The organism is Sorangium sp. So ce1335 (assembly GCF_051521615.1).
Lineage (GTDB): Bacteria > Myxococcota_A > Polyangia > Polyangiales > Polyangiaceae > Sorangium.
On sequence record NZ_CP150363.1, the window covers coordinates 5,823,017 to 5,834,817 of the forward strand.

The 11,801-nt window shown below is 71.7% G+C and carries 8 protein-coding genes; 3 read left to right on the forward strand and 5 right to left on the reverse strand.

The genetic code is table 11. The annotated features are described in order from the left end of the window. Window positions 1-19: 19 nt before the first annotated feature. The 4 genes from WMF24_RS21540 to WMF24_RS21555 form a co-directional block, all read right to left on the reverse strand. Entirely contained in the window at window positions 20-991 is a 972-nt protein-coding gene (locus WMF24_RS21540; protein WP_437738306.1) for an ABC transporter substrate-binding protein, read from the reverse strand. A gap of 77 nt (window positions 992-1,068) precedes the next feature. Beyond that, the gene (locus WMF24_RS21545) at window positions 1,069-1,767 is read right to left on the reverse strand and encodes an L-ribulose-5-phosphate 4-epimerase (protein WP_437738307.1); all 699 of its coding nucleotides are present in this window, start codon (window positions 1,765-1,767) and stop codon (window positions 1,069-1,071) included. Window positions 1,768-1,777: 10 nt separating this feature from the next. Next, the gene (gene araA / locus WMF24_RS21550; protein ID WP_437738308.1) at window positions 1,778-3,283 is read right to left on the reverse strand and encodes an L-arabinose isomerase; all 1,506 of its coding nucleotides are present in this window, start codon (window positions 3,281-3,283) and stop codon (window positions 1,778-1,780) included. An 11-nt stretch (window positions 3,284-3,294) separates the two neighbouring features. After that, the gene (locus WMF24_RS21555; RefSeq protein ID WP_437738309.1) at window positions 3,295-4,998 is read right to left on the reverse strand and encodes a ribulokinase; all 1,704 of its coding nucleotides are present in this window, start codon (window positions 4,996-4,998) and stop codon (window positions 3,295-3,297) included. Window positions 4,999-5,174: 176 nt separating this feature from the next. Here WMF24_RS21555 and WMF24_RS21560 point away from each other — a divergent pair, with 176 nt between their 5' ends. Together WMF24_RS21560 and WMF24_RS21565 are read left to right on the forward strand one after the other, a co-directional pair. After that, on the forward strand, window positions 5,175-6,164 hold the full coding sequence (locus WMF24_RS21560; protein WP_437738833.1) for a LacI family DNA-binding transcriptional regulator: 990 nt from the start codon (window positions 5,175-5,177) through the stop codon (window positions 6,162-6,164). Between the two features lie 569 nt (window positions 6,165-6,733). Beyond that, window positions 6,734-8,419, forward strand: a complete 1,686-nt coding sequence (locus WMF24_RS21565; RefSeq protein WP_437738310.1) for a glycoside hydrolase family 43 protein — start codon at window positions 6,734-6,736, stop codon at window positions 8,417-8,419. Between the two features lie 41 nt (window positions 8,420-8,460). On the opposite strand, the gene WMF24_RS21570 is transcribed toward WMF24_RS21565, so the two are convergent. Next, entirely contained in the window at window positions 8,461-9,936 is a 1,476-nt protein-coding gene (locus WMF24_RS21570; protein WP_437738311.1) for a sigma 54-interacting transcriptional regulator, read from the reverse strand. A 301-nt stretch (window positions 9,937-10,237) separates the two neighbouring features. Between WMF24_RS21570 and WMF24_RS21575 the strand changes: the two genes are divergently transcribed. Next, entirely contained in the window at window positions 10,238-11,776 is a 1,539-nt protein-coding gene (locus tag WMF24_RS21575; RefSeq protein WP_437738312.1) for an endo alpha-1,4 polygalactosaminidase, read from the forward strand. Window positions 11,777-11,801: the final 25 nt, after the last annotated feature.

Genomic DNA, 11,801 nt, shown 5'->3' on the forward strand with positions numbered 1-11,801 from the left:
ATGAACCCGCCCCCCGCGCTCAGTACTTGCGCTTCGGGAGCTCCTGGGCGGCGGTCTCCATCGGGAAGACGCCCTCCTCGGTCACGATGCGCTTGGGCAGCGTCTTGCCTGCCTTGAGATCCTTGACCGCGCTCATGAGCTGCGGCCCGAGCAGGGGGCTGCACTCGACGGTGACGTTGAGCTTGCCGGCCATCATCGCCTCGAACGCGCCCTTCACCGCGTCGATGGAGATGATGAGGATATCCTGGCCGGGGCGGAGGCCGGCCTCCTCGATCGCCTGGATCGCGCCGATCGCCATGTCGTCGTTGTGGGCGTAGAGCACGTGGATGTTCTTGCCCTCCGCCTTGAGGAACGCCTCCATGACCTCCTTGCCCTTCGCGCGGGTGAAGTCGCCCGTCTGCGAGCGGATGATCTTGAGCTGGGGCTTGTCCTTGATGACCTCCTCGAACCCCTTCTTGCGGTCGATCGCGGGGGCCGAGCCGACGGTGCCCTGCAGCTCGACGATGTTCACGGGGTCCGTCCGGTCCTTCGTCTTCTCGACGAGCCACTTCGCCGCGCGGCGGCCCTCCTCGACGAAGTCCGACCCGATGAAGGTGACCCAGAGGCTGTCATCCTTCGTGTCCACGGCACGATCGGTCAGGATGACGGGGATGTTCGCCGCCTTGGCCTCGCGAAGGACGGGCTCCCACCCGGTCTCGACGACAGGCGAGAACGCGATGACGTCGACCTTCTGGGCGATGAACGACCGGATGGCCTTGATCTGGTTCTCCTGCTTCTGCTGCGCGTCGGAGAGCTTGAGGTTGATGCCGGCCTCCTTGGCGGCCTCCTCGATGGACTTCGTGTTGGCGGTCCGCCACTCGCTCTCCGCCCCGATCTGGGAGAACCCGAGCGTGATCTGCTTCTTTTCCGATTGACAGCCCAGCCCGCCCAGGATCACCAACAGCCCGGCCAGGACCACCACCACCGTGGCGATAACACGGCTCTTCTTCATGGCGCAGCTCCTTTCCTCTCGTCACGCGCCCCGTCCGCCGAGGCCGATTGTCCGTCCCGTCCCCCCGACGCCCGACCTCACTCCTGGCCGTAGTACGCGCCCTTACCGTGCTTCCGGTGAAAGTGCTTGCGTACGAGCGTGTCGGGCAGCCGCGGGGCGCCCGGGTGGATCGTGCGGGTGATGAACGCCATCCGCGCGATCTCCTCGAGCACCACCGCATTGTACACCGCCTTCTCGGCGTCCTCTCCCCACGTGAACGGGCCGTGTCCCGCCACCAGCACCATCGGTGTGTGCAGCGGGTTACGATCCCGGAAGCACTCGAGGATCTGCTTGCCGGTCTCGGTCTCGTAGTCGCCCTGCACGGCGTCCGCGCTCATCACCTCGGTGCACGGCACGTCCTCGGCCAGGTGATCGGCGTGGGTCGTCCCGTAGATCGGGATCGGCGTGCCCGTCTGCGCCCAGCTCGTCGCGTACGTCGAGTGCGTGTGGACGACGCCGCCCACCCCGCGGAACTTCGCGTACAGCACGATGTGCGTCCGGGTGTCCGAGGAGGGGCGCAGGTGGCCCTCCACGACCTTGCCCGCGAGGTCGACGACCACCATGTCGTCGACCGACAGCCGGTCGTACGGGACGCCGCTCGGCTTGATGGCGAGGACGCCCCGGTCGCGATCGAACGCCGAGACGTTGCCGAACGTGTAGATGGCGAGGCCCCGGCGGGGGATCTCCATGTTCGCCGCCCAGGCGCGCTCCCGCAGCTCTCGATACGTCGCGCTCACGTCCGCCTCCTCAGTGCGAAAGCCGGTAGGCGAGATCGTTCCAGCGGAGCTCGTTCCTGAGCGCGCGGATCTCGGTCCCTTCCCCGATACGGACCAGCTCCACCCCGGCGATGGTGGCGAAGTCCTCGACGTGCTCCATCGTCACGGCGCGGCTGTGCGCGCAGTGATGGGCGCCTCCGGCGAGGATCCAGGCCTCGCACGCGAGCTTGAAGTTGGGCTTCGGGATCCACACGGCGCGCGCCACCGGCAGCTTCGGCATCTCCTCGTCGGGCGGCACCGCCTCGAGCTCGCTCGCGACGACCCGCACGCGCCCGCCCATGTCGATCATGGCCACGTTCACGGCGGGCCCGGTCCCCGCGTCGAACACGAGCCGGCACGGGTCCGCCTTGCCGCCGATGGAGAGCGGGTGGGTCTCGAGCGACGGCTTGCCCGCGGCGATCGACGGGCAGATCTCGAGCATGTGGGCGCCGAGGACGCGCTCCTTCCCCGGGACGAGGTGATAGGTGTAATCCTCCATGAAGGAGACGCCGCCGCGCAGGCCGGTCGCCATGACCTTCAGGGCGCGCACGAGGCCGCACGACTTCCAGTCGCCCTCCGCGCCGAAGCCGTAGCCCTCGGCCATGAGCCGCTGCACCGCGAGGCCGGGGAGCTGCTTGAGCCCGTGGAGGTCCTCGAAGGTCGTCGTGAACCCGCCGAAGCCGCCCTCCTCGAGGAACGAGCGGAGGGCCGCCTCCTGCCGCGCCGCATAGCGCAGCTCGGCGTGGCGAGCGCCGCCCTTCCTCAGGGCGGGGACGACGGTGTACGCGTCCTCGTACTCCGCGACGAGGCGCTCGACCTCGCCATCGCCGATCTCGGCGATGCGCCCGACGAGATCGCCCACGGCGTAGCCGTTCACCGACCAGCCGAGCTTGACCTGGGCCTCGACGCGGTCGCCGCCGGTGACGGCCACCTCTCGCATGTTCATGCCGCCGAAGCGGGCGATCTTGAGCCGCCGCGCGTCGAGGGCGGCGCAGGCGGCGCGCGCCCAGACGTCGAGCTTGGCGAGCACGTCCCTGTCCGTCCAGTGGCCGACGACGACCTTCCGCTCGATGCGCAGGCGCGCGCCGATGTACCCGAACTCGCGGTCCCCGTGGGCCGCCTGGTTCAGGTTCATGAAGTCCATGTCGATCGTGCCCCAGGGGAGCTCGCGGTTGTGCTGCGTGTGCAGGTGCGCGATCGGCTTCTCCAGGCGCAAGAGCCCCTCGATCCACATCTTGGCGGGCGAGAACGTGTGCATCCACGTGATGACGCCCGCACACCGCGGCGACGCGCTCGCCTCGCGGCAGACGGCGAGGATCGCCTCGGGGCTCTTCAGCGTCGGCTTCCAGACCACCTTGACCGGCAGCTCCCCGCACGCGTCGAGGTACGCGGCGATCTCCCGCGAGTTCTCGGCGACCTGCTTCAGCGCCTCCTCGCCGTAGAGGTCCTGGCTGCCGGTCAAGAACCACACCTCGAAGCGCTCTCGAAGATCCTTCATGGCGACTCCACTCATTGCATCAGCTCCTTCTCCACGAACGATCCGATCGCGCCATAGTCCCGGTAGAGCGCGTCATAGAGCCTGGCGCGCGCGGGATCCGGCCGGTAGCGGGCCTCGGTCCCGGGGGACATCGCGCGCTGCGCGTCCTCGATCGTGGCGTGCAGCCCGGCGGCCGTGGCGGCGAACATCGCCGCGCCGAGGGCGACCGGCTGCTCTCCGGCGCGGACCTCGACCGTCATGTCGAGCACGTCCGCGAGGACCTGCATGGTGAACGGGCTCTTCCGCGCGACGCCGCCGATGCCGATGACGCCGTCGATGCGGATCCCCTGGGACCGGAAGCGCTCGACGATGGCGCGCGATCCGAAGGCGATCCCCTCGACGAGCGCGCGGTAGATCCGCGGCGCGTCGGTCGCCAGATCGAGGCGGACGAGGGCGCCCTTGAGCCGCTGGTCCGCGTCCGGGGTCCTCCGCCCGTTCAGCCAGTCGAGCGCGAGGACGGAGCTCCGCGCCGGCGGCACCGCGGCGGCCGCCCTCTCCAGCTCGGGGATGATCCGCTCGCTGATCGCGTCGGCCAGCGCCGCGCGGCCGCCCGCGTCCGCGAGCGCCTCCCCGAGCGGATCGCCGGCCGGGAGGGCCGGCAGGATGGCGCGGAGCGGCCAGCTGAGGAGCTGCTTGAACCACGCGAACACGTCGCCGAACGCGGACTGGCCCGCCTCGTAGCCGATCGCGCCCGGGAGGATCGAGCCGTCGACCTGGCCGCAGATCCCGGCGACGAGCACCTCCGGCGCGCCCGTCCTGGGGACGACGAGCATGTCGCACGTGCTCGTGCCCATGACCTTGAGCAGGTGGTGCGGCTGGATGTCGCCGCCGACCGCGCCCATGTGGGCGTCGAAGGCCCCGACCGCGACGACGACATCGCCCGGGACGCCGAGCCTCGCCGCCCACGCGGGCGAGATCGTCCCGAAGGGCGCGTCCGCGGTCCACGTCTGGGCGCCGAAGGTCGCCTTGAGCGCGGGCAGGCGCGGGTCGAGCCTCGCCAGGAAGTCGTTCGACGGATAGCCGTCGAACGACGGGTGCCACATCGCCTTGTGGCCGGCGGCGCAGCGGCTCCGGCGGATGCGCCCGAGGTCGTCGGTGCCGGTCAGGACCGCGGGGATCCAGTCGCAGTGCTCCAGGACCGTGACCGCCGCGCGCGCGACCGCCGGGTTCGTCTCGACGACGTGGAGCACCTTGGCCCAGAACCACTCGGAGGAGTACACGCCCCCCGAGAACTTCGTGTAGTCCACGCCGCCCCACGTCCGGGCGAGCTCGTTGATCCGCGCGGCCTCGGCCACCGCCGTGTGGTCCTTCCAGAGGAGGAACATCGCGTCCGGGTCCTCCTCGAAGCCGGGACAGAGGGCCAGCGGCCTGCCCTTCGCGTCGGCAAGGACCGGCGTGGAGCCGGTGGTGTCGACGGCGATCCCGCGTACCCGCGAGGCGACGTCGCTGCCCGCCTGGCGCAGGGCCGCCCGGACCGACGTCTCCATGGCCTCCAGGTAGTCGAGCGGGTGCTGGCGGAACCGGTGCGCGTGCGGGTCGCAGTAGCGCCCCTCGGCCCACCGCGGATAGGGCGCGACCGAAGCCCCCGCGAGCGCACCGCTTGCCGCGTCCGCGACCACCGCGCGAACGGAGTCCGTGCCGAAATCGATCCCGATGACAAACGTCCCGGTGCGCATGACGACCCACCCAGGTCAGAGCGAAAGGATGCAGTACGTGCAATGTGAACGTTCACAACGTGGATGTCAATTCCAATCTGTCCGCCCGCGACTAAGCTCGCGCCCCGATGGATGAAAAGGTTGGCGGGTCTCCTCCGGAGCGCCGCGTCAGGAGAGGCGGGCGTCGGGCAGCGGGCATGGTCGACGTGGCCAAGCTCGCCGGCGTCTCGTACCAGACGGTCTCGCGGGTCCTTCACGACAGCCCGCACGTGCGCCGCGACACGAGGGAGCGGGTGCTCGAGGCGATCCGTCAGCTCGGCTACAGGCCGAGCTCCGTCGCGCAGGCGCTCGTCACCGGGCGGTCGAGGACGCTCGGCGTCGTCAGCTTCGACACGACGCTCTACGGTCCGGCGTCGACCCTGCACGGCATCGAGGAGGCGGCGCACGACGCCGGTTACGGCGTCAGCATCGCCAGCCTCCGGTCGCTCAGCCGCGCGCCGGTGGTGGACGCCGTGCAGCGGCTCTGCGATCAGGGGGCCGACGGCGTCGTCGTCATCGCCCCGCAGCGGTCGGCGGTGGACGCGCTCCGCCACCTGAACTCCGACGTCCCGGTGGTCGCCGTCGAGGGCGGGCCGGACGACTCGATCCCGGTCGTCGCCGTCGACCAGCTCGGCGGCGCGGCGGCCGCGACCCGGCACCTGCTGGACCTCGGCCACCGGACGGTGTGGCACATCGCCGGCCCGCCCGACTGGCTCGAGGCCGACCAGCGCATCGACGGCTGGCGCGGGGCGCTGGAGACGGCCGGCGCCGAGATCCCCCCTCTCCTGCGCGGCGACTGGAGCGCCCGCTCCGGCTACGAGCTCGCCCCGAAGCTCGTGCGCACCCCGGGCCTGACCGCCGTGTTCGTGGCCAACGACCAGATGGCCCTCGGCCTCCTTCGCTTCCTCCACGAGAACGGGCGCGAGGTGCCGCGCGACATCAGCATCGTCGGCTTCGACGACATCCCGGAGTCCGCCTACTTCACCCCGCCGCTCACGACCGTGCGCCAGGACTTCTCCGAGCTCGGGCGCCGCTGCCTCCACGTGCTGCTCGAGCAGATCGAGAGCGGCCAGCGCTCGTGGTCGCGCGTCGTCGTCGAGGCCGAGCTGATCCTGCGCAAGAGCACCGCCGTGCCCGGGCGCCGATGAGCCCGCCCGGCCGGCGACCGTAGCCCCCTCTGGAGGACGCCGGCGAGCCCGGGGCCGGCCGCGCGGCGTCCGGTAGTGCGGTACTTTGGCCAAACGTGCGGGACTCGGGGAACCGCCAAGGCGCCAAGGACGCCAAGAAACATCAATTATTTGGCGCCCATGGCGTCCCTGGCGTCTTGGCGGTTCGATCCTCTGCGGCCTATCTGCGGTAAGTACCGCACCACCCGGCGTCCCGAGCGCAGCGACGGCCGGCGGCGGTCCCCGCGTGGGCCACGGTGGCCCGCGCCGTGGCGTCGTGCGCCCTCCGATCGGGGTTGACACCGGCCGCGTGAACGTTCACAAATGCGAAGATCCTCTTGCTTCGCGCTGCCGCGAGATCGCGCGAGCGCACGATTCCGGCTGCGCCTGAATCACACAGTGTCGACCGATTGCCGACCAGACGTTGCGGGTCACCGACCTCTTCGATGACCGGCTCGTCGTCCCGAACATCGCCAGGGGGACCCGTCTTGAGACTACATTCAACCGATCGGGCAAACATGGTTTCAACGAGAAGAACGGCGCGAGCGGCCTTGTGTGGGGGCGCGAGCGTCCTCGTCGGGCTCCTCGCGAGCCCTCCCGCGCTGGCCGATTACCCCATCGCCTCGCACCGCTACCTCGCCGACCCGGCCTCGCTCGTGTACGACGGGCGCGTCTATCTCTACTGCTCGAACGACGACGACAACGTCAAGGCGGACGGCTCGGACGACGGCTATTTGATGGCCTCGATCGTGGCCGTCTCGAGCAGCGACCTGAAGAACTGGACCGACCACGGGGAAGTGATGCGCGTGCCCCGTGACGTCTCCTGGGCGAGCAACTCGTGGGCCCCGGCGATGGTGGAGCGCGACGGCACCATCTACATGTACTTCGGCAACAACGGATCAGGTATCGGCGTCGCCTCGAGCGACAGCCCGACCGGACCGTTCACCGACCCGAGGGGCAGCGCCCTGATCACCTCGAGCACCCCCGGCGCCTCAGGCCCCAACATGTGGCTGTTCGATCCGGGCGTCTTCGTCGACGACGACGGCCAGGCGTACCTCTACTTCGGCGGCAACGGAGAGCAGAACGCGCGCGTCATCAAGCTCAATGACGACATGGTGAGCGTCTCGGGCTCGGCCACCGCGATCACCATCCCGTACTTCTTCGAGGCCGCCTGGATGCACAAGCGCGACGGCGTTTACTACCTGTCGTACTCGACGAACCCGGACAACGGCCTGCGGATCGACTACCTGACGAGCACGAGCCCCACGTCCGGCTTCACTCACCGCGGCACCGTGGGGCCCCAGCCGCCGAAGAACAACAACAACAACCACGCGGCCATCTTCGAGTTTGGCGGCACGTGGTACCACGCCTACCACAACCGCGCGGTCGCCACCGACGCCGGAGAGCCCACGGGCTATCGCCGGAGCCTCGCGCTCGAGTCGTTCACCTACAAGGACGACGGCTCGATCGTGCCAGTGACCTACACGACGGACGGGCTCAAACAGGTCGGGCACCTCGACCCCTACGCGCGCGTCGAGGCCGAGACCTTCAACGCGCAGCGCGGCATCGAGACCGAGCCCTGCGCGGAGGGCGGGATGAACCTCGCCAACATCGACGACGGAGACTGGGTGCGTCTCCGCGGCGTCGACTTCGGCGAAGGGGCAGAGAGCTTCAGCGCGCGCGTCGCGAGCGCCGCGGAGGGAGGCACCATCGAGCTCCGCCTGGACGCGCCCGACGGCACGCTCGTGGGAACCTGCGCTGTCGAGGCGACGGGGGACTGGCAGGAGTGGAGCGATACGTCGTGTGAGGTCGACGGCGCCACCGGCGTACACGACCTGGTCCTGGTCTTCACCGGCGGTGATGGGTACCTCTTCAACGTGAACTCCTGGCAGTTCTCGCCCATCGGGGGCGCGGGGGTCGGCGGGGGTGGCGCGGCCGGGAGCACGAGCAGCGGCAGCGGCAGCGGCAGCGGCGGTGGCGGTGGCGGTGGCGTCGGCGCCGGCGCCGGCTCCGGCGGAGGGTCCACGGTCGGTACGGGTGGGGCGCCCCCGGACCCCATGACGTCCGGCCAGGCGTCGTCGGGGGGGACCTCCGGCGGGCAATCGAGCGACGCGGCCGGTTGTGCCTGCCGCGCGGCGACTGGCGCTCCGTCCGGAGAGCACCTCGCGCTTGCAGCGCTGGTCGCGGCGTCCCTTGGGCTCCGGCGGCGCGGCCGGAGGGGCGTGGCCCGGGCGTGACGCGTCGGCGCGCGTGAGCAGGTTGGCCATCCGGCCCGCGCTCACCGCCGGAGGTTGTACTTGTCCAGCTTGTAGAGCAGCGCGCGCCGCGAGATGCCGAGCCGCTTCGCCGCGCGCGTCTGGTTGTTCCCCTCGGCGGCGAGCGCCTCCTCGATGCTCTTCTTCTCCAGCTCCGCGAGGCGCGCCGGCATCGGCCCGCCCTCGCTGACCGGCGCGCCCGCGCTGGGCGGCGGGCCGGCGCTGAGCGGCGCCGCGTCGCCCCCGGCCACGGACGCGGGCAGGTGCTCGACCTCGATGACGCCGCCCTCGGCGAGCACCACGGCGTGCTCGACCGCGTTGCGCAGCTCGCGCAGGTTGCCGGGCCACGCGTGCGCCTCGAGCACCAGCATCGCGGCCGGCGCGAACCGCGGCGCGGGCTCGCCCATCCGCTCGGCGACCTGGTGCGCGAAGCGGTGCGCGAGCAGCGCGATCTCGGCGCGCCGCTCGCGCAGCGGCGGGACGCGCAGGACGAACGTGCTGATGCGGTAGTAGAGATCCTGCCGGAACCGCCCGGCCGCCACCTCGGCCTGGAGGTCCCGGTGCGTCGCGCACACGACGCGCACGTCGAGCTCGATCTCCTGCGTGCCGCCGATCCGCGCCATGCGCCGGGTCTCGAGCACGCGCAGCAGCTTGGCCTGCATGGCGAGCGGCAGCTCGCCGATCTCGTCGAGCAGCAGCGTGCCGCCTTGCGCCGCCTCGAAATAGCCGATCTTTCGGCGATCCGCCCCGGTGAACGCGGCCTTCTCGTGGCCGAACAGCTCGCTCTCGAGCAGCGTCTCGGGGAGCGCCGCGCAGCTGAGCCGCACGAACGGGCCGCCGGCGCGCGGGCTGGCGCGGTGGATCTGCTCGGAGACGACCTCCTTGCCCGCGCCCGTCTCGCCGAGGACGAGCACCGTCGTCTGGGCGCGCGCGAGGCGCTGCACCACCTGGAAGACCTTCACCATCGCCTCGTCCGCGACGACGAAGCCGGCGCCGAGCCCGGACGACGGGCCGTCCTGGCCCTCCCGCGCCGCCGGCGCGGACCCCGGCGGCGGCGCCGCCGCGACGGGCGCGGGCGCGGCGATCGCGACGACGATGTCGGCCGGGCCGACGCGGATCACGTCGCCGCCGGCGAGGGGCCGCTCGGCCCCGCGCACGACGGCGCCGTTCACCGAGGTGCCGTTGCGGCTGCCGAGGTCGGCGAGCACGAGGGCGCGGCCGCGCCGCGCGAGGCGCGCGTGGTTGCGCGAGACGCGCGCGTCGTCGAGGCAGATCGTGGACTCGGGCGCGCGGCCGATCGCGACGACGTCGCCGTCGGCGAGGTCGATGACGCGCGCCGCGCCGTCGCCGGCGCGCACGATGAGCGAGGCCTGGCCCTCGGGCGCGCGCTCGCCGGGCGCGCCCTCCGCGGCGTCCAGCTCGGTGGCGACCTCGGCCCCGACGGGCGGCGGCTCCACCCCGGGAGGGGCTGCCTGTCGACGGGGATCTCGCTCTGCCATGCCGCTCGAAGGTTGCGCAACTGTACGATGCTTGCGCAACCCGCAGCAACGGCGCCGCGCGGGCCGCGGGAAACGCGGGGCGCGCGCGCTGGTCCCCGGCTTGCACTGCGTCCTCGGCGCGCACGGAGACGAGGCGGGAGCCGCCGTCGCCGGGAGCCGCCGCGGCGACCGACACGCCTCGAGAGGCGTCGATCGCGCGGAACCATCGCGGGGACCGACGCGCGTCGAGGCGCGTCGCGCCGACGTGCGCCGCGCTTCACTTGCCGACGAACCTTCAAGGAACACCACAGGAGCAGATGCCATGACGTATTCCAGCCGACCGGAGACCGCCCGCTCGATCCGCAGCGCCCTGCGCCATGCCCTCGTGTGCGCGACAGCGACGATCGCGGCCGCGGGGTGCAGCGCGGACGCGGACGCCGGCGCGGAGGTCGCCTCGGGGGCGAGCGGGGACGCTGTCACCGGCGGGTTCACGATGACGTGCTCGAAGCTGACGGTGAGCCGGGGCCGCATCGGCGCGGGCCAGACGGCCGCGGCGCTCGCGACGGCGGAGCTCACGGGCGAGCAGGACCAGTGGAACAGGTACGTCGAGTTCGCGCCCCGCACGAGCGCCACGTGCGAGTACGCGCTGCCCGCGGGCACCTCGGCGGCGGCGGTCGCGTCGCTCGCGCTCGGCGTGAACTACCGCGGCCCGAGGAAGGCGGACATGCGCTGGACGTTCGAGGCGTGGGACGCGGCCGCCGGCGCCTGGGTCCCCGTCGGCGACAACGCGTTCGCCGGCGACTGGTCGTGGACGAGCGCGAGCCTGAGCCTGCCCGCGCCGTATCAGCGCTTCGTGTCGGGCGGCGCCCTCAAGATCCGGTATGCGACGAGCAGCTCCGGCGACAGCTCGATGCTCGACCAGCTCGTCGTCACGGGCACGACAGGCGACACCACCGGCACCGGGGGCAGCACGGGCACCGGCGGCACCACGGGCTCCGGCGGCAGCGGCGGCAGCGGCGGCAGCGGCGGCAGCGGCGGCAGCGGCGGCAGCGGCGGCAGCGGCGGCAGCGGCGGCAGCGGCGGCAGCGGCGGCTCCGGCGGCAGCGGCGGCAGCGGCGGCAGCGGCGGCAGCGGCGGCTCCGGCGGCTCCGGCGGCATCTGGGTCCCTGCTCCGGGGACGACGTGGCAATGGCAGCTCACGGGCACCATCGACACGAGCCTCGATGTCGCCATGTACGATATCGACCTCTTCGACACCCCGCAGGCGACGATCGACGCGCTCCGCGCGGCCGGGAAGAAGGTTGTCTGTTACTTCAGCGGCGGGAGCTACGAGGACTGGCGCAGCGACGCGTCGACGTTCCCCGCCGCGGCGCTCGGCAACGCGCTCGACGGGTGGCCGGGCGAGCGGTGGCTCGACACCCGCAGCGCCGCCGTGCGCGACATCATGAAGGCGCGGCTCGATCTGGCGGCGCGAAAGCGCTGCGACGGCGTGGAGCCGGACAACGTCGACGGCTACCAGAACAACCCCGGCTTCCCGCTGACCGCGGCGACGCAGCTCGACTACAACCGCTTCCTGGCCGCCGAGGCGCACGCGCGCGGGCTGTCCATCGGGCTGAAGAACGATCTCGATCAGGTGAAAGACCTCGTGGGCAGCTTCGACTGGGCGCTCAACGAGGAGTGCTACGCCTACGACGAGTGCGACATGCTCACGCCGTTCATCCGCGCCGGAAAGGCTGTCTTCCACGCGGAGTACGTCGACGCGTCGGAGGCGAGCGCCGTCTGCGCCGCCACGAAGCCGCTCGGGCTGTCGACGCTGATCAAGCGGCTCGATCTCGACGCCTGGCGCATCACCTGCCCGTGATCTGAAGGGGCTGCAGCGCTGCCGC